The sequence below is a fragment of the Salmonella sp. JXY0409-18 genome, from assembly GCF_020268625.1.
Lineage (GTDB): Bacteria > Pseudomonadota > Gammaproteobacteria > Enterobacterales > Enterobacteriaceae > Salmonella > Salmonella enterica.
In genome coordinates, this window is record NZ_CP084216.1 from 111968 (window position 1) to 130155 (window position 18188).

Here is an 18188-nt window from a genome sequence, read left to right on the forward strand (position 1 = left end):
AGAATTTGGATTTGAATGTTGAGTAGTGGTGTATAGTGTTTGATTACATTGATTTTTATCTACTCGGTCTTTTCATTATGTACACGTCTATGTACACAGAAAACAGACGCTATACTGAAAATGCCGCTTAATTGAGCAACGCAGCGTGACCACTGCGTCCAGACTGTGTATTTATTGAACAGATCTGTTTCGTGCTCTGCAATGAGTCTTTCGACTTTGCGAGGCAAGCGTGGGTATTGCATAGTTGCCAGCATGTAGCGCTTCATTTCAGCGATGCTGGGAGCGTCTGGCAAGGTACAAAGAAGCCCTCTTTCCAATAACTCATCCCCCAAATCTTTCGAGTAGACCCGGAGTCGCTCGAAGGGATTTCTCATCTCTGAAAGGTGGGCCAGCATTAAAACGTTACCCTTCTTGCTTGTGGGTTTAGTGTTTGGCCTGTACCGAGCCTCAATACGCAAGAATTGCTGATACTCATCAAAATTAATGTTAATGAATTTGGCTCTTTCCTTAAATACCAGTTTTCTACCGCTGTTAACATCAACTTTTCCATAGCAAAGGATGTGTAAAAGCGAGCGGCAACTTCCTATCCTTAGTCCCGGTAAACCATTTTCCTTATCAAAGTATGCTGTTTTTCCTGAACGTTCTAAGCCCCATATATAATCATCCAATTTGCATTTGTAGACGTCAAGAGCGACATCAATTTGTGTAATCCATGCCTGCGCCAGCAGCTGGTAGAATATTCCTCCTAATCGACTATTTATCCACGATAGCAAATGATCTATTTTTGTGGACTTCATATGCTGGGGGCGAAAATCTAGACGTATTCCTCCTGTATTACGATTTATTGGAGAATAATCTATTCGCAACAGTACAGGTGAGTGTTTCTTCTTCCCTCGGATCAATAACGCTTTTCGATAAGGTTTCCCAACTTTGTTAAGGATATATTGAACGCGATATTGTTTGAATTCCTTGTGTCTCATCCTTTTCAGTTTTGCATATGTAATCTTCATTTCGGTATTTTTATCGAATTGACTTACAACACATAGCTTATCAACTCGCATTTTTAACTTTTGATCTCTGGTATTCATGCCAATATCAAGTGAACAACAAAACTCTATGTTTCGTTTGTTAAGTTTCATTTATATCCCTTACAGAAATAACTATTGGTATGGGATAGTGAGTATTGAATCAGATAATCACTATCCCTATAGATGTGCATATAACGTGCTATTAGAGCGATGAGCTTTTTCGCTCAATTTCTTCTTGTTTCTGATAGCGGTACTTTCTGGCGGCTGGTAATCCACAACTGTACTTCCTCTTCTCTCCACGCTACTGAGCGAGAAGATGCGTTTACACCACCAGTCAGGCGAACTGGTTCAGGGAAATGACCTGCTTTGATTTGGCGATAGAGCGTAGCGCGTGAGAAAGCACAGTATTCAAGGACTGTTTTGATCTTGATTAGGCGTAGAGCAGTCATGGTTAAAGCCTGTTTAGTTAACGCATCCAATTGATGCTCCCCCGCATTTACAGATTTTTCAGAATGGATGGTTTTTGCGATAAAAAATGCCTCATTATCAGGGGGTGAGGGATGGGGTTGTTCATTAACCTATTGTTAAATATGGCGATATTTTTTTGTCTTTTTTGTGGCATTTTTATCTGATCATCAGATTTTTTACATGGTAGTCTGATCATCAGATCTAAATTTGACAGTTTGAAGCTTGTCCGTGATCTGATGATCAGAAAACCATAAGGGGTTGGTAATGGCGTTAAAGCACATAAAATTGAGCGAACTTGATGATCCTTTTGAATTTAAGACTGATGATGAAGTGGAGGATTTCGAGGACGAAGAAAAGGATGGTGGATCTAAGGGTATTGATGAATCTTTAAAAGCTCGACGTAAAGCCAATATTGAGTATCAGAACACACGCAAAAAGCAGCTTGAAAAAATAGGAAGAAATCATATTCAACTTCGGCTTGATGATGAAAGTTTTGAAAAATTAAGCGATTTGTGTGAGGTGCTAGGTTATAAGAGACCTAAGCCTCAAATGCACAATCTTGTTGAAATGTATTCGGCAATTTTTAAATATTTATTAAGAACTAGCGACGAAAGTTTTGGATATTCTCCGACTACTAGCCGATCAATTAAAACATTAGGTGTCTATAAGTATGTTGATCATCTTAGTAATGAAAAAAAATGGTCAAAGGAAGCTATCCTCGCAGAACTAAAAAATAAGGAAACCAAAATTTATATAGACAAAATTGGGAAAAAACGTGGCCTATCAGGTAACGAAAAATTTCTTGAACGATTTTTTGATAAAAATAAAATTCTTAAACTACTTACAGCAATGGATGACGAGGTCTGAATATCGGACGGTAGTCATATTTTTGGAAGAAATGAGGCTTTACTTTTAAGTCTCATTTCGTATATTCATCTAAGAGCATAATCAGTACACGTCTTTGCTCATGGGTTAATCGAGGCCATATCTGATCAAAACGATTTTTTAAATCGGCATCCTTGACTGGCACAAAATCTTGCTGGTTCTTAGATTCATTGTCTAATGTCGAAAAGCAGTCAATAAAAAACCAACTAATTGGTGTATTCAATTTAATAGCGATGTTAACAAGATGTGCCACATTGATCTTGTTTGTACCACGTTCATAGCGTGAGAGTTGCTGATGAGAGATATCGACAAGTTCGGCCAGGTGCTGAGCTGTTATCCCTAGCTCTTTACGTCGCATCTGAATGCGCTGCCCTACCTGTTTATCTGCACTATCTGAAGATAGCTGAGCCATATACCACCACTCCCCATAATGTCTATAGATGGAAGTTTGTGGGCTTTTTGCTCTTGTATGAATATCATCTATGGATTATAAATGTGTTTTTGCTCTCCTATGGCTGTTTGATGAGGTGCTGAACTGAGATGTGCGAAGTCATATGGCTTTTACAGTAATCATGCTTATCAAGGATGGTTCATATTGATACATCGGTTAAAAGACCATCATTGAAGGTCTTTGTGGGCGAAAGTAATGAAAAAACAAAAAATACTTATTATTGAATCACGCAGCGATCAGGATATTTATGATGAGAGATACGAGGGAAATACACTAAGGAAGGTTTTGGAGTTACAAGGTGTAGCTGCAAAATGTACTGAAGTAGTTAATGAAGGAATGCTAGTAAAAGCATTAAAAATAGCGCAACGAGAACACATAAAATATGTACATATAAGTGCTCACGGTTCATGTGATGGTTTTATGTTAACAGACGAGGATTTTATTACATGGAGGGATTTTGATCGTATAGCGTGGCCTATATTAAGAGGTAAGTGTATTTGCTTTTCAAGCTGTTCAGTCGGAAGGGGCGCTGAACAATTATTTGATTTTCATAAGTCTTTTTGTAACGCAATCGTTGGACCCGCAAGAGATATTACTTGGGGTGAGGGACTTGTTGCATATTCTGCATTCTATCACCGAGCACAATCGTATGAGAAATCATCCTTCCAGGATGTTCGGGTTATGAATCATATCGTTGGCGCGGGAACGTTCAGGCTCATAGAATCACCATATATATCATCTACCTATACAATTGATGGTTCTCTAAAATATGTTTGCTAGGCTTTTAAAATAAGGACTTCTCATGGTAAATATCATAAACAAAAAATCTTTATTTATTCTTTCAATGATGGCTTGCAGTACAAGTTATGCTGCTTCTTTTGATTGTAATACAGTAGCTTCAGGTGTTGAAAAAATGATTTGCTCAGATCATAAGTTAAGTCGTTTGGACGACTATCTATCCCAGAACTATAAAATAGCTATGGGGCCTGATATGCCTGAAGAAGCAAAATCTAAAATTAGAAAATCGCAAATAGATTGGCTTAATAAGAGAAATGCTTGTACTGATGCTCAATGCATTGAACGAATGTATTCTAAGCAGATGGATTATCTTTGGAACGAATGCTTTGATCATCTTAGTGGCAAAATTGAATATATTAAATTTTCCGAAGCAATAGATAAGATAAAGAGAGATCTAGCTTCTCAAGAATATAATAAAACTCATAAGACACCTGAGGAAGTTATCAGGGAATTATCAACTAAGAACACTAACAAAGTCCAACAATTAGGATTTAATAATAAACAGTTAGATTCAATTTTATTTTTAGATGGGTTTGGTAGTTACTTTGAATATCATACATTAAGAGAGAGTCTGTCATTGATTTATGAACTTCCAGATTTAACATCATTAGAGATGATCAATTATAAAGGTTATGCTGGATTTAAAATAAAAACAACAGGGAGACCTTCTTCTGGGTTTATTTTTAGAGAAGAAAATGGTGAGATTTATTTAAATGGTCTCGTATCTGGCGATAAAGTTATTGAGGCTACTACTGAAAATGACATGCGAGAGTTAGCTCGTATTTTTTTGAGCTATACAGGTTATGTTATTGACAATAATAACTCCAAAGATTTATGACAGGTATTATAATGAGAAGGTTTTCTATTATTTTTATTTTTGTTACAGGTTCCTCTTTGGCTAATACTTTCGTTTTTACGAAAAATAATAATGTTCTGTCATTATCTCCGGGAGTTGAGATTGCCGAGTTTAGTATTAATGGATCTCATAGTAATACTTCTAGTTTATGTAGTATAGGAGGTATGGCTGAATCTGTTAGGGCTGGAGAAGGACAGAGAAATCGCTGGATCTACAGTGATTCTTCGAGTGCATGTGTGGCGGTGATCAGTGAATTGAAAGATGGCACAGTTAATGTTATGACTCGTAGCTGTGAAAACCATTGCGGTGTCTCTGCTGTTGGTTCATTGGATGGGAAATATGTTCTAAAATAGTTAAACGAATAAGAGCCATAATTTACTGTGGCTCTTATCCGAAGTGCCTTGCTGAATGATTTTATAAATCATCGGTAAGTTAATTTTAAGGGCTGCTAACCACTTGGTAAATCTATACGGTGTGATTGTGGCATAATACATTGATGCATTATATAATAAACGGTGGTATAGTAAACATAAACGTAGTTGTATAATAATGTTTGCCTTTTCTGGCTCGTGATCAACCAGTCTTTCAATATGAGTAAAAATCACATTTTTAATCTAAAAAAAATAGTAAGAGATAAATAATGGAAAATAATCCTGAAGAGATACCTTTTAGTTGGGGAAGGCTGATTTTAGCTTTCATCATTTTTATTTATTTGATGACCTACTCTTTTCTTTCGATAAAATATTTATTCCTATCGTGGTCAGGCGATTTTTCTTTTTTAGGAAGGATATTGCATTTTAATAATACCTTTACTGTGAATGAGGAAATAAAACTTGCGATTTTTACTACATTTGGTGCTATTTTAGGTGGTGCAACATTAGGTATTACTTCATTGCACAAATATGCTGCTGTAAATAAAAAGTTAGATATAGATCATTTATGGGGCTATTTGATGGCTCCAATTCTTTCTGTAATTATAGGGATATTGATATTTTGCCTCCTTTATAGTGGGTTGATAATTCTTACAGGTGGTTCTAATCCTGATACAGAAAAGAATAGTGTAAAGATTGGTTATTTATGTATGGGAGCAATTTGTTCTTATAACTGGGATGTGTTTATTAAAAAGCTCCAACAGTTATCTAAACATGTATCTGAAGGATAATGCTAGATTAAAAGAATAAAGAGAGGCAAGCCTCTCTTTATTCTTTGCTTTAATTAAACTCCGTTTTTTTGATGTTTCTCATCATTGACAGCTTTAACATCTAAATAATGTGGTATGAGCTGTTTCCACCATGATGATAGAGTGTTTGCTCTACGGCTAATCGTTTGACCAGACAAAGTCGGACAGCGTTCAGTCAGAAAATCCTTTGCAGTATTAGGATCTATCTCGGCTATATTAGTTAAATCAAAATGATTTATCCATGCCCATACACACTCACTGGCTTCAAAGGCATTAGCAGTAATCCTATATTTTGTATTATTATCTGAAAGAGCAATTCTTTGCCCCTGAGGGGTTAGCTCACCATTATATTCAACAAATCCAAGTATATGAGCAGATTGTCTATAGTAAGCAACTAGTCTTGGTTCCACATTCAATGACACAGCATTTACTGGTTCATTATTCCATTTTAAATCAATAAGCTTGAATACCTTCTCTATATCATTTCCTTGTGGAACTTTGATAGATGAGATATATGTAAGTGCTCTTTTTTTAAGGCGAGATAAATATATCTCTGCATCTATCTTGTATATTTTTATGATTTTTTCTGGTTCTGCTGAAGAGCGCAGTTCAAAATCAATACTTGAATTTTCTATTGCTTTTAATAAATTCAGAAAAACTTTAATATCTATATCCCATTCCTCTAAGAAGGAAGTGATATCTTTTTTATGTATCATTAGTTCTGATACTTTTGCCAAAAACTCTTCGAATTTCGTTAAGTTTTCTGCGTGGAGAGAAATAGCAAAAGAACCATATCTAGCATTCAACGGTTGTAAACTACTAACAATATCATGAGATTTATTAAAGCCAAAAACCAGCTCACTAAATCTATCACACACAAGGCTCATATGTTCTAATAAAACATTTTTCTTAGATTTCTTGTTTGTTTTAGATACAATTAACTCATGTGTTGGAATGAGATCGTTTTCAAGAATACTAGGCGCGTAAATTTTTATGTTTTTTACAAATACATTTTCCTTAGGGAGTTCTATCTCTGCTATTTTATTTCTATGTTTAAAATCAACAATTAACTCTTCACTTGAAGAGAATGGCAATTTAACATCGTAAAAATACTCTTGTTCCTGTTGCTCGAGTATTGTTTTTAAATTTAATTGTTTCTTTTCAAAAGCTATTATTTTAGATTTTGAACACGGAATTACATACCAGTTTTCGAAAGCTTCTTCGTCACCAACCCAGTATACAAAAAAAGTTGAGCCGCTTTCATTTTCGGCATAGAAGATTTTTGGACCATCAAACTCGAGGTAAACATTTATTATTCTTAGTTTACCAAATCTTGGATCACTAGCGAATAATTCCATTTATTTAGCCTCGCTAAAATTTATATGAATGTGGCTACTTTTTTTTAGCCACAATGTAATATGACCTTCTTCAAGGGTTTTACGCATTTTCCCCATACTAGCGTTGACTACGCCGCAGGCCAACTTGCGTTGTTTCAAGGCTTCCGGTAGCGATTCCATCGCCTCCAGTAAGAGGTCTTTACTAGCCCACATACTCGTACCATAAACCGCCTGCTTTTTTTCTAAGGTATTACATTTTTCATGCCTATTAGGCTGTTCTTGATGGGTTGACCAAAAACACTCTTCTGTCGGAGGTAATGATTTAACCAGTCTGTATAAGGTTCCAGCCGCATCGACAGCATCCTTCGGTGGTAACTCAAGATCAGATGGATAAAAGTCGGGCCAACCATCTTTTTTTTCGTTCTTAGCTTCTTGTTTTTTTAACATAAGTGTAACGGTCGGTAGATTTTACAGATAGCTACATTTACCCTCAAATTGGCCGTTAAATCAAGAACACATCTCACAAGTGCTGACCATTTAGAAGGATATGGCGCGAGAAGAAGATTGAAAACCCAACTGTTGACATGTAACACCCCCGACTGTGCATTACTTACTGGTGAATTTCATGCAATCCCCTTTCTCAACGGCGTCACGTTATAGCCTTCACCTCTTTCTAAAGAAACCAGCAAGTCAGCCCACAGCTCCAACGCCTGCTTCCTCTCATCGAAATACTGATAACGGTTGTATATCCCCTCAACACCTTTGATTCTGTGGTTCAGGCAGCGTTCTGCAACTACTGGATCAATCCCTAATGCAGCCAGGTGCGATCGCGCGGTACGTCGAAAATCATGAATAGTAAAATTAGGTACGTCGGGGAGGTTACCCTTCACCTTGCTCAATGCTACGGGGAGTGTACTTTCCTGAATGTGAGGAATCATCCGGTGCTGCATCTTTCTTGCTGGCAGCACCCACTGGCTATTGCAGGACATTTGATGCAGTTCCTTCAGCCATTCAAGAGCTACTGCCGGGATAGGTATATCAATCGCATCGCCATTCTTTACCCGCTCTGCGGGTAAGCGCCAAACTGCTTCATTAAAATCGAACTCTTCCCAACGAGCACCGCAAAGCTCCATCTTGCGGCAGCAAAACACCAGCAGAAGTTTCATTGTCAGTTCGTTCTGACGTGAGAAACCTTTTGTCATCGGCATTGCCTGTAAGAATCGCGCAAGCTCTTCTCGGCTTAGCCAGCGTTCCCTGCTTTTTTCCTGCCCACCTGCATCATCAATTTCAAAAGCACTAGTAGGATTCGTTTCTAGCATATGCCGTCTTATCCCGTAATCGAAGATACGACGAGTCCATCTGAGCACATCGTTAGCGACTGTAGGTGCACCACGCTGAACTATTTTTTGCAGCATGTCATCAATATCCCTGGCTTTAACCTCTTCAATTCTGAGGCGACCGATTGCCGGATTAATGTCCTTATCTATGCGACGACGTAGGATGTCTGGATGCTTCCACCGATTGAGAATCTGGCGTTCAAAGTATTCAGCTGCAAGTTCTGAAACACGTAGCGCGTGCTTTTCATCCTCCATCTTCCTCAGCGCTTCAGCTTTGCGTTCTTGCTTTTCCCCCGCAACGTCATAACCCAATGCAACCCGTGCTGACTGTTCTTTAGCTTTTGCTCGTGCTTTAGCGAGTGACAGCTCGGTGTACGTGCCTATGACCAGCGATCGCTGTTTGCCCGCAAAACGATAACGCAAACGCCAAAAGGGTACTGAGTAATTTTCTGGGAAGCACAAATACAGCCCACCCCCATCAGAGCGACCAGCAAAATGCTCACCCGATTTTATCCATGCTCTGATTTGTAAGTCTGTCAGTTTTGACATGCTTATCTTGTCTCATTGCTGTGTACATAAACTGCGTGTCATAAATGCCAGTATGTACACGTCTATGTACATACGAAACACGCGCTCTAGTGATACGATATGAGACTATATAAAACAAAAAAGGCCATGATTTACAATGGCCTTTTTGTCCAGGTAAGACTTAATGAGACAACACGAGATCGCGTGAAACGTTACTCGATATTCTGAATCTGCTCGCGCATTTGCTCGATCAACACTTTTAATTCAATAGCGGAGTTAGTTACATCAGCGTTGATGGATTTGGAGGCCAGAGTGTTCGACTCACGGTTAAATTCTTGCATCATGAAGTCCAGACGGCGCCCTACCGCCTCTTTTTTCTTCAGAATGTTGTAAGTCTCTTTGACGTGCGCTTCCAGACGATCCAGCTCTTCCGCCACATCAATGCGCTGCGCCATCATCACTAGCTCTTGCTCCAGACGGTTGTTTTCCAACTGAACCTGAGCATCTTCCAGCTTCGCGACCAGGCGTTCACGCTGCCATTGCAGGATTTCCGGCATATGCGCGCGGACTTTCGCTACTTCGGCGCTGACGCCTTCCAGACGTTGTTCAATCAGCGCTTTCAGCGCCTGGCCTTCCGTTTCGCGCGCGATGATAAAGTCATCCAGCGTACCGTCCAGCGCGGCTAAAATTTCTGCGGCAATCGCGTCCAGATCCTGCTCTTGCGCCGCCATGACACCTGGCCAGCGCAAAATATCAACCGGATTGATTTCCCCTTCGTCGCTCTGCATTTTGACCCAGTTTGCGGCGCTAACTAATTGTTTCGCTAGCTTTTCATTCAGAATAAGCTCGCCTTGCGCGCTGGCATCGGGTTCAAAACGCAGCATACATTCGACTTTGCCGCGCGTCAGGCGTGTACGAATGCGTTCGCGCACGACGGGTTCAAGACTACGGAACTGTTCCGGCAGACGAAAGTAAGTTTCCAGATAACGCTGGTTTACCGAGCGCATTTCCCAGGTCGCGCTACCCCATTCACCCTTGATTTCACGCCGGGCGTAGGCGGTCATACTGCGGATCATAAATGTTCCCGTTTTTAAAGGAGAGATGAGGGGATTATAGCTATCCAGGCCTTGTCAGGATAGGAATAACCATCGGAAGTCCGTATAATGCGCAGCCACATTCGTTTTAAGCCGGAGATCTCAATATGCGTCCAGCAGGCCGTAGCGCTAATCAGGTGCGTCCCGTAACCCTGACCCGTAACTATACAAAACACGCTGAAGGCTCGGTACTGGTCGAATTTGGAGATACCAAAGTGTTGTGCACCGCCTCCATTGAAGAAGGCGTCCCACGTTTTCTGAAAGGACAAGGCCAGGGGTGGATCACCGCAGAGTATGGCATGTTGCCTCGCGCTACCCATACCCGTAATGCGCGTGAAGCAGCAAAGGGTAAGCAGGGCGGTCGTACTATGGAAATTCAGCGTTTGATCGCGCGTGCGCTGCGTGCGGCGGTCGATCTGAAAACGCTCGGCGAATTTACCATTACGCTGGACTGCGATGTAATCCAGGCCGATGGCGGTACGCGTACAGCGTCTATTACCGGTGCCTGCGTGGCGTTGGCGGATGCGCTGAATAAATTGGTTGCCAACGGTAAGCTGAAAACCAACCCGATGAAAGGCATGGTGGCGGCGGTTTCCGTAGGCATCGTTAACGGCGAAGCGATCTGCGATCTGGAATATGTTGAAGATTCCGCCGCAGAAACCGACATGAACGTCGTGATGACTGAAGACGGCCGCATTATTGAAGTACAGGGTACCGCGGAAGGCGAGCCGTTCAGCCATGAAGAACTTCTCACTTTGTTGGCGCTGGCCCGAGGGGGAATTGAATCCATTGTGGCGACGCAGAAGGCGGCGTTAGAAAATTGATTTTAAGGCGACTGAAAAGTCGCCTTTTTTTTGTCCGTAAATTTCGTAAATGATGAAAGTAAGAAAAGGAGCGAATCCATGAAACCGTATCAGCGCCAGTTTATTGAGTTTGCGCTTAACAAGCAGGTACTAAAGTTTGGCGAGTTTACGCTGAAATCCGGGCGCAAAAGCCCCTATTTCTTCAATGCCGGGCTGTTTAATACCGGGCGCGACCTGGCGTTGTTAGGCCGTTTTTATGCCGAAGCGCTGGTGGATTCCGGTATTGAATTTGATCTGCTGTTTGGCCCCGCATACAAAGGTATTCCGATCGCGACGACGACGGCGGTTGCGCTGGCGGAACATCACGATAAAGACCTGCCGTACTGCTTTAACCGCAAAGAGGCAAAAGATCATGGCGAAGGCGGGAGTCTGGTGGGCAGCGCGCTACAGGGCCGCGTGATGCTGGTGGATGACGTGATTACCGCAGGTACGGCGATTCGCGAGTCGATGGAGATTATTCAGGCGCACGGGGCTACACTGGCTGGCGTACTGATTTCGCTGGATCGTCAGGAACGTGGCCGCGGCGAGATTTCCGCGATTCAGGAAGTGGAGCGCGACTATGGTTGTAAGGTTATCTCCATCATTACGCTGAAAGACCTGATTGCCTATCTGGAAGAAAAACCTGATATGGCTGAGCATCTGGCGGCTGTGCGAGCATACCGGGAAGAATTTGGCGTGTAAGCGAATTGCCCGGTGGCGCTTTACCGGGCTTATGTTTCTGTCGCCGGGATAAGGCGTGAGCCACTATCCAGTCAGCGTTACTGTAGCTGAGCGGCAATGAGCGGCCAGCGGGCGTCGAAATCGTCCGTTGGGCGGTATTTAAATTCGCTACGCACGAACCGTGAAAGCATACCTTCACAGAAGGCTAACAGTTGGCTTGCCAGCAGATTTTCATCCGTCGTGTAGCCTTCGCCTTCACGCATTCTTTTTTCTCGTAGCACCTGGCGGAGCTGCGCTTCGATGCGTTCAAAAAGCTGATTAATGCGCCCCTGCAGGCGATCCTGTTCAAACATCAGCGCGTGCCCGGTAAGAATGCGCGTCAGGCCAGGGTTGCGTTCGCCAAAACCCAGAATCAGCAACACAATCAGGCGCAAACGCGTGCTGGTGTTTTTTTCATCTTTTAAAATCAGATTGATACGGGTAATCAGACTATCTTCGATAAACTCAATCAGGCTATCGAACATGCGGGTCTTGCTGGGAAAATGGCGGTATAGCGCCGCTTCGGAAACGCCGACCGAGGCCGCCAGTTTTGCCGTCGTGATGCGTTGGCTTCCATCGCTGGATTCAAGCATCAGCGCCAGTGACTGAAGTATTTCTTCGCGACGATTCCTTTTCGCAGTTTGTTTTTCTGCCATGTTACAAAATACCCCTGAAAATAAGCACTTGCCAGGCGAGCACCCACGCTATAACCGCAAACTCAGCGCTTGCGGCAGTATTATGACGTTATGGGGATGCGTAAAATTTACTTACGGCCAGAATGACCGAAGCCGCCCTCGCCACGTTCGGTGGCGTCAAATGCTTCCACCAGATTAAATTCGGCCTGAACGACCGGAACAAACACCATTTGCGCGATACGTTCGCCCGGTTCAATGGTAAAACTGTCCTGACCACGGTTCCAGATCGAAACCATCAGTTGCCCCTGATAATCGGAATCAATCAGCCCGACCAGGTTGCCCAGCACGATACCATGTTTATGGCCCAGGCCAGAACGCGGCAACATGACTGCCGCCAGTGATGGATCGGCGATATGAATGGCCAATCCGGTAGGCACCAACGTCGTTGCGCCAGGCGCCAGTTCTACGGCGTCGTCGAGACAGGCGCGCAGGTCAAGCCCGGCAGAACCAGAAGTAGCATAAGTCGGCAGCGGAAACTGCTGACCAACACGCGGGTCCAGAATCTTAACGTCGATTTTTTTCATCATAACGGGTCACGATCTCGTCGAGTAATAATTGGCCCAGGAGTTCTTTTCGCTCAAGCGGTAAGACTTTATCTCCATCCTGCCAGAAAAGGTGTAAAGCGTTTTTATCGCTATTAAATCCCTGATTTGAAAGAGAAACATCATTTGCACAAATCAGGTCAAGGTTCTTACGGATACGTTTTTGCCGGGCGTATTCTTCCACATTATTCGTTTCCGCGGCAAACCCAACAACGTAGGGTCGATTGTCACTGAGTGCGGCCACCCCGGCGACAACGTCCGGGTTTTTGACCATTTTTATTAGTAATTCATCACCTTGCGCCGCCTGTTTTTTGATTTTTTCACTGGCGATAGTCTCTGCGCGATAGTCAGCCACGGCGGCGCAGCTAATGAAAATGTGCTGCTGTTGAACGGCGGCCTGAACAGCGGCTTCCATGTCCAGCGCGGTTATGACATCAACCCGTTTTACAAAAGGCGGCGTTGGTAACGAAACGGGACCGGAGACCAGCGTGACATTTGCGCCGCGACGCGCTGCGGCCGCCGCAATAGCGAAGCCCATTTTACCTGAGCTGTGGTTGGAAATATAACGCACAGGGTCGAGCGGTTCGCGCGTCGGGCCTGCCGTAATCATGATATTAAGATGTCGCAGATCGTTGATGGCAGCGAAATGCGCGGCGGCCTTATCAACGATAACTAATGGGTCCAGCATTCGGCCTGGGCCTACATCGCCGCATGCCTGACTGCCGCTATCCGGCCCCCAAATGAACAGGCCGCGAGAGGCGAGCACCTCCAGATTATGTTGCGTGGCAGCAGCGCGGTACATCTGTTGGTTCATGGCCGGAAGAACGGCCACCGGGGCTGGCGTCGCCAGGCAGATGGTGGAGACTAAATCATTAGCCATACCCGATGCTACACGGGCGATCAGATCGGCGGTCGCGGGGGCAAGAATCACCAGGTCGGCCCATTTCCCCAACTCGATATGCCCCATCGCGGCTTCAGCGGCAGGGTCAAGCAGACTGTCGGATACGGGATAGCCCGACACTGCCTGTAAGCTCAGGGGGGTAATAAAGGCTTTTGCCGCCTCGGTCATTGCCACGCGCACGTCAGCGCCGCGCTCACGTAAACGGCGCACCAGCTCCGGCGTTTTATACGCAGCGATACCGCCGCTAATGCCGAGAACAATTTTTTTACCGGCCAGGCTCATCATGTCTTTCCTGTTGGGTGACTTTGAAAGGCGGCTATTTTATCACAATCTCTACGGCGTCGTGTCGTTGCCTGCGCTCCACTTTGCGAGGCGCTACGCAAGAACAAAATCGGGGCGTCGATCTCTCCCAAAGGCTATGCCACTATGCCGCTTCCTTAAAAAAGGAGGTGCGCGTATGGATACGTTGGACGAATTATTACCGCGTGAAAAAATGCTCAGATCCGGCATTGCTTCCCTCAGCGACGTGGAGCTGCTGGCGCTTTTTTTACGTACCGGCACGCCGGGAAAAGATGTTATGACGTTGGCAAAAGAGATATTGCAGCACTTTGGGTCACTGTATGGCCTGCTGTCGGCGGACTTTGCGCAGTTTCGCGGCGTAAACGGCATCGGCCTGGCGAAATTCGCGCAGTTGAAAGGCATTGCTGAGCTGGCAAGGCGCTATTACAGCGTGCGCATGAATGAGGAAAGTGCGTTGCTGAGTCCGGAAATGACGCGGGAATTTCTGCAAAGCCAACTGACGGGTGAAGAGCGTGAGATCTTTCTGGTGATCTTCCTCGATGCCCAGCACCGGGTGCTTCAGCACAGCCGCCTGTTTTCCGGCACGCTTAACCACGTAGAGGTGCATCCGCGTGAGATTGTTCGGGAAGCGATTAAACTCAATGCTTCAGCGGTCATTCTGGCGCATAACCACCCTTCAGGCTGCGCAGAGCCAAGTAAAGCAGATAAACTTATCACTGAGCGCGTGATAAAGTGTTGCCAGTTTATGGATATCCGGGTGCTCGATCACCTGATAATTGGGCGCGGAGAGTACGTTTCTTTTGCCGAACGCGGCTGGATTTAAGATTCTTTGCGCGATCCATCGGGATCTTTGTCTGTTCGGGACTTGAGCATATCGCCGGGTCAGCGTATACTACGCCACCTTTGAGAATCTCGGGTTTGGCATTTGGGCCTGGCAATCGAGAGTTCAATAGAACTGCGCGATGACCAGGCTGTAAAGCCTGACGAGGCGCCGATACCCCATACGAAGCTCGAGCTAATTTGATTTTTGGAGAATAGACATGTCCCGAGTCTGCCAAGTTACTGGCAAGCGTCCGGTGACCGGTAACAACCGTTCCCACGCACTGAACGCGACTAAACGCCGTTTCCTGCCTAACCTGCACTCTCACCGTTTCTGGGTTGAGAGCGAGAAGCGTTTTGTCACCCTGCGTGTATCTGCTAAAGGTATGCGTATCATCGATAAAAAAGGCATCGAAACAGTTCTGTCTGAACTGCGTGCCCGTGGCGAAAAGTACTAAGTACTAAGAGGAAATAAGTCATGGCTAAAGGTATTCGTGAGAAAATCAAGCTGGTTTCTTCTGCTGGTACTGGTCACTTCTATACCACTACGAAGAACAAACGTACTAAACCGGAAAAACTGGAACTGAAAAAATTCGATCCAGTTGTCCGTCAGCACGTGATCTACAAAGAAGCGAAAATCAAATAATTCTCGCTTTGATGTAATAAAAACCTCGCTTCGGCGGGGTTTTTTGTTTTCTGGCCGTCCCCATATTAATGAGACCTGCCACACAGCCGGAGACGTTATGCCTGAATTACCCGAAGTTGAAACCAGCCGCCGGGGTATTGAACCCCATTTAGTTGGCGCTACTATCCTGCACGCCCATATCCGTAACGGCCGTCTGCGCTGGCCGGTTTCAGATGAAATTTATCGTCTGAGTGATACTCCCGTCCTTAGCGTTCAGCGTCGTGCTAAATATTTACTGCTGGAGCTGCCTGACGGCTGGATAATTATTCACCTGGGGATGTCGGGAAGCTTGCGGATACTGTCGGAAGCGCTGCCGGCGGAAAAGCACGACCATGTCGATTTGGTGATGAGCAACGGCAAAATTCTACGTTATACCGATCCTCGCCGCTTTGGCGCCTGGTTATGGACCAAAGAGCTGGAAGGGCATAACGTACTGGCGCATCTGGGACCGGAGCCGCTAAGCGATGAGTTTAATGGCGAATATTTGCAGCAGAAATGCGCGAAGAAGAAGACGGCGATTAAACCCTGGCTGATGGATAACAAGCTGGTGGTCGGCGTGGGGAATATCTACGCCAGCGAGTCGCTGTTTGCCGCTGGTATTCACCCTGACCGCCTGGCGTCGTCACTCTCGACAGAGGAGTGCGATCTGCTGGCACGGGTGATTAAAGCCGTTTTGCTGCGCTCTATTGAACAAGGCGGGACAACGCTGAAGGATTTTCTGCAAAGCGATGGGAAACCGGGCTATTTTGCGCAGGAGTTGCAGGTGTACGGGCGCAAAGGCGAGCCGTGTCGGGTATGCGGTACGCCGATAGTCGCAACGAAACACGCACAGCGTGCGACGTTCTATTGCCGTCACTGTCAGAAGTAAAATGCCAGGCCCGGTAAGGAAGGAAATTTATTTCAACTTATCCATTAGCGCCTGATGCACATTGTCCGGCAGAAAGTGGGTCACATCGCCCTGATGGCGCGCCACTTCTTTGACCAGCGACGATGAAATAAACGACCACTCTTTGGACGGCATCAGGAAAACGCTTTCCAGTTGCGGCATCAGATGGCGATTCATATGCGCCAACTGCATTTCATATTCAAAATCCGCCACCGCGCGCAGACCACGAATCAGGATATTCGCCTGTCTGTCGCGGGCGAAATTGGCCATCAGGTCGCTAAAGCCCACCACCTCTACGTTACCCAGGTGTGCGGTCGCTTTTTGCGCCAGCGCCACACGTTCGTCCAGGGTGAACATGGGTTTCTTACCGGGGCTGGCGGCGATGGCCAGAATGACATGGTCGAACATCTGCGTTGCGCGCGTCACAATATCGAGATGACCGTTAGTAATCGGATCAAACGTGCCTGGATAAATCGCCCGTTTTTGCATGACAGTCCTCAATGCGTTTTCGGTGGCAGATAAGGTTCCAGCAGTTGCAGCAGACGCTGGAGCGCGCCCTGATTTTGATACAGCACTTCAACTGCGTGACGTCCGTAGAAATTACGATAATCAGCGTCGGTCAGTAAAGAGGAAACTTCTTTTGCCAGCGTAGCCGCATCGGTAATCGTGATAAGTCCGCTCGCCTGATCCAGACGGGCGCAAATATCTTTAAAGTTAAAGGTATGCGGACCCATCAGTACCGGAATCGCATGAGCGGCGGCCTCCAGCGGGTTATGACCGCCGCGTTCAACCAGCGAACCACCAACAAAGGCGAGATCGGCAATGCCATAGAGCAACATTAATTCGCCCATAGTATCGCCTACCACGACCTGGGTGCTGGCGGACGGCACTTCGCCCGAAGAGCGAGTGATGTAGCTTAACCCTGCCTGACGCACAAGATTGATAGCATCCGGGAAACGCTCTGGATGGCGGGGCACCAGAATCAGTAATAAATTCGGGAATTGATGTAATAACGCCTGGTGAGCGGCGATAACGATACTCTCTTCGCCATCGTGGGTGCTGGTGGCAATCCAGACCGGACGGTGCGGCGCCCACTGGCGGCGTAGCGTAACGGCTTTAGCCGCCAGCTGCGGCGTAACTGAAATATCAAATTTCAGACTGCCGGTGACCGTGACCTGATTGTTCTTCGCGCCCAATGCCACAAAGCGTTCGCCATCTTCTTCGTTTTGCGCGGCAATCAGGGTGATACGGCGCAGGAGCGTACGGACAAACTTGCCAAGCTTCGCATAACCCGCGGCGGAGCGGGCGGAAAGCCGCGCATTAGCGATAACCAGCGGAATATGACGTTTGTGCAGCGCAGCAATCAGATTTGGCCAGAGCTCAGTCTCCATGATCAATACCAGCTTAGGATCAATCTCATTGAGGAAACGATTGAGCGCATCGGGCAAATCATAAGGCAAGTAAACGTGCTGAACATCGTTGCCAAAGGCGGACTGGACGCGCTCCGAGCCGGTCGGCGTCATGGTCGTTACGGTAATAGGCAGATCGGGATAGCGATGACGTAGAGCGCGGACCAATGGGATGGCCGCCAGAGTTTCGCCCACCGAGACGGAATGCAGCATGATTCCGCCCGGTTTCAACGGACGGCGGTAGAATCCGTAGCGTTCACCCCAGCGTTTACGATAGGCCGGCGCTTTACGTCCACGCACCCAAAGCCGTATCCAGATCAGAGGCTGAATAAGGTAGAGAAGAGCGGTGTAAAGCAATTCGAGCATAGTAAATAGCTGACTTATGGATGTGCTGGGGATTCTATGTATTTAGCCTGGGCTTTACCAT

At 45.5% G+C, this 18188-nt stretch carries 23 protein-coding genes; 11 read left to right on the top strand and 12 right to left on the bottom strand.

Annotated elements, in window-relative coordinates; all coding sequences use genetic code 11:
• Positions 1 to 59: 59 nt before the first annotated feature.
• A complete protein-coding gene (locus LDB27_RS00520) occupies positions 60 to 1139 on the bottom strand; it encodes a hypothetical protein (protein WP_000773613.1) in 1080 nt (359 codons plus the stop codon).
• Positions 1140 to 1252: 113 nt separating this feature from the next.
• Entirely contained in the window at positions 1253 to 1507 is a 255-nt protein-coding gene (locus LDB27_RS00525; RefSeq protein ID WP_369700139.1) for a helix-turn-helix transcriptional regulator, read from the bottom strand.
• A 253-nt stretch (positions 1508 to 1760) separates the two neighbouring features.
• Here LDB27_RS00525 and LDB27_RS00530 point away from each other — a divergent pair, with 253 nt between their 5' ends.
• Positions 1761 to 2363, top strand: coding sequence for a hypothetical protein (locus LDB27_RS00530; protein WP_001185418.1), 603 nt, complete (start codon positions 1761 to 1763; stop codon positions 2361 to 2363).
• Between the two features lie 52 nt (positions 2364 to 2415).
• Here the strand turns inward: LDB27_RS00530 and LDB27_RS00535 are convergent, their stop codons facing one another.
• Positions 2416 to 2793 carry a helix-turn-helix domain-containing protein gene (locus LDB27_RS00535; RefSeq protein WP_000068011.1) on the bottom strand — a complete coding sequence of 126 codons (378 nt, stop codon included), beginning with the start codon at positions 2791 to 2793 and terminating at the stop codon, positions 2416 to 2418.
• A 234-nt stretch (positions 2794 to 3027) separates the two neighbouring features.
• Between LDB27_RS00535 and LDB27_RS00540 the strand changes: the two genes are divergently transcribed.
• The 4 genes from LDB27_RS00540 to LDB27_RS00555 all read left to right on the top strand — a co-directional run bounded on the left by LDB27_RS00540 (position 3028) and on the right by LDB27_RS00555 (position 5648).
• Positions 3028 to 3612 (top strand): hypothetical protein, encoded by a 585-nt coding sequence (locus LDB27_RS00540; RefSeq protein WP_023254606.1) that lies wholly within the window; start codon positions 3028 to 3030, stop codon positions 3610 to 3612.
• Positions 3613 to 3634: 22 nt separating this feature from the next.
• The gene (locus tag LDB27_RS00545; protein ID WP_001529980.1) at positions 3635 to 4468 is read left to right on the top strand and encodes a lysozyme inhibitor LprI family protein; all 834 of its coding nucleotides are present in this window, start codon (positions 3635 to 3637) and stop codon (positions 4466 to 4468) included.
• An 11-nt stretch (positions 4469 to 4479) separates the two neighbouring features.
• The gene (locus tag LDB27_RS00550; RefSeq protein WP_024132318.1) at positions 4480 to 4839 is read left to right on the top strand and encodes a hypothetical protein; all 360 of its coding nucleotides are present in this window, start codon (positions 4480 to 4482) and stop codon (positions 4837 to 4839) included.
• A gap of 287 nt (positions 4840 to 5126) precedes the next feature.
• Complete coding sequence (locus LDB27_RS00555; RefSeq protein WP_000429952.1) at positions 5127 to 5648, top strand: hypothetical protein; 522 nt, start codon at positions 5127 to 5129, stop codon at positions 5646 to 5648.
• Positions 5649 to 5701: 53 nt separating this feature from the next.
• Here LDB27_RS00555 and LDB27_RS00560 read toward each other — a convergent pair whose 3' ends face one another.
• From LDB27_RS00560 to LDB27_RS00575, 4 genes are all read right to left on the bottom strand, one after another.
• Positions 5702 to 7024, bottom strand: a complete 1323-nt coding sequence (locus LDB27_RS00560) for a DUF6575 domain-containing protein (protein WP_000418442.1) — start codon at positions 7022 to 7024, stop codon at positions 5702 to 5704.
• Complete coding sequence (locus tag LDB27_RS00565; protein ID WP_000914671.1) at positions 7025 to 7450, bottom strand: hypothetical protein; 426 nt, start codon at positions 7448 to 7450, stop codon at positions 7025 to 7027. It abuts the gene before it with no gap.
• A gap of 176 nt (positions 7451 to 7626) precedes the next feature.
• Positions 7627 to 8889: a tyrosine-type recombinase/integrase gene (locus LDB27_RS00570; RefSeq protein ID WP_000041075.1), complete on the bottom strand. Its 1263-nt coding sequence runs from the start codon at positions 8887 to 8889 to the stop codon at positions 7627 to 7629.
• A gap of 191 nt (positions 8890 to 9080) precedes the next feature.
• On the bottom strand, positions 9081 to 9944 hold the full coding sequence (locus tag LDB27_RS00575) for a YicC/YloC family endoribonuclease (protein ID WP_000621347.1): 864 nt from the start codon (positions 9942 to 9944) through the stop codon (positions 9081 to 9083).
• A 125-nt stretch (positions 9945 to 10069) separates the two neighbouring features.
• On the opposite strand from LDB27_RS00575, the gene rph reads away from it, so the two are divergent.
• Both rph and pyrE read left to right on the top strand, forming a co-directional pair.
• The gene (gene rph, locus LDB27_RS00580; RefSeq protein WP_001247078.1) at positions 10070 to 10786 is read left to right on the top strand and encodes a ribonuclease PH; all 717 of its coding nucleotides are present in this window, start codon (positions 10070 to 10072) and stop codon (positions 10784 to 10786) included.
• 78 nt (positions 10787 to 10864) lie between these two features.
• Positions 10865 to 11506, top strand: a complete 642-nt coding sequence (gene pyrE, locus LDB27_RS00585; RefSeq protein WP_000806167.1) for an orotate phosphoribosyltransferase — start codon at positions 10865 to 10867, stop codon at positions 11504 to 11506.
• Between the two features lie 77 nt (positions 11507 to 11583).
• Here pyrE and slmA read toward each other — a convergent pair whose 3' ends face one another.
• From slmA to coaBC, 3 genes are all read right to left on the bottom strand, one after another.
• Positions 11584 to 12180, bottom strand: a complete 597-nt coding sequence (gene slmA, locus LDB27_RS00590) for a nucleoid occlusion factor SlmA (protein ID WP_000818607.1) — start codon at positions 12178 to 12180, stop codon at positions 11584 to 11586.
• A gap of 107 nt (positions 12181 to 12287) precedes the next feature.
• Positions 12288 to 12746, bottom strand: coding sequence for a dUTP diphosphatase (dut, locus tag LDB27_RS00595; RefSeq protein ID WP_000976078.1), 459 nt, complete (start codon positions 12744 to 12746; stop codon positions 12288 to 12290).
• Positions 12724 to 13944: a bifunctional phosphopantothenoylcysteine decarboxylase/phosphopantothenate--cysteine ligase CoaBC gene (gene coaBC / locus LDB27_RS00600; RefSeq protein ID WP_000050105.1), complete on the bottom strand. Its 1221-nt coding sequence runs from the start codon at positions 13942 to 13944 to the stop codon at positions 12724 to 12726. Before coaBC ends, dut begins: the two co-directional genes overlap by 23 nt.
• Positions 13945 to 14119: 175 nt before the next feature.
• Between coaBC and radC the strand changes: the two genes are divergently transcribed.
• The 4 genes from radC to mutM all read left to right on the top strand — a co-directional run bounded on the left by radC (position 14120) and on the right by mutM (position 16334).
• A complete protein-coding gene (gene radC / locus LDB27_RS00605) occupies positions 14120 to 14785 on the top strand; it encodes a RadC family protein (RefSeq protein WP_000380129.1) in 666 nt (221 codons plus the stop codon).
• Between the two features lie 217 nt (positions 14786 to 15002).
• A complete protein-coding gene (rpmB, locus tag LDB27_RS00610) occupies positions 15003 to 15239 on the top strand; it encodes a 50S ribosomal protein L28 (protein WP_001519051.1) in 237 nt (78 codons plus the stop codon).
• A gap of 20 nt (positions 15240 to 15259) precedes the next feature.
• A complete protein-coding gene (gene rpmG, locus LDB27_RS00615) occupies positions 15260 to 15427 on the top strand; it encodes a 50S ribosomal protein L33 (RefSeq protein ID WP_001051798.1) in 168 nt (55 codons plus the stop codon).
• A gap of 97 nt (positions 15428 to 15524) precedes the next feature.
• Positions 15525 to 16334, top strand: coding sequence for a bifunctional DNA-formamidopyrimidine glycosylase/DNA-(apurinic or apyrimidinic site) lyase (gene mutM, locus LDB27_RS00620; RefSeq protein WP_001114515.1), 810 nt, complete (start codon positions 15525 to 15527; stop codon positions 16332 to 16334).
• Between the two features lie 27 nt (positions 16335 to 16361).
• Here mutM and coaD read toward each other — a convergent pair whose 3' ends face one another.
• Together coaD and waaA are read right to left on the bottom strand one after the other, a co-directional pair.
• A complete protein-coding gene (gene coaD, locus LDB27_RS00625; protein ID WP_001171884.1) occupies positions 16362 to 16841 on the bottom strand; it encodes a pantetheine-phosphate adenylyltransferase in 480 nt (159 codons plus the stop codon).
• 8 nt (positions 16842 to 16849) lie between these two features.
• Positions 16850 to 18127 (bottom strand): lipid IV(A) 3-deoxy-D-manno-octulosonic acid transferase, encoded by a 1278-nt coding sequence (waaA, locus tag LDB27_RS00630; protein ID WP_000891580.1) that lies wholly within the window; start codon positions 18125 to 18127, stop codon positions 16850 to 16852.
• Between the last annotated feature and the right edge of the window lie 61 nt (positions 18128 to 18188).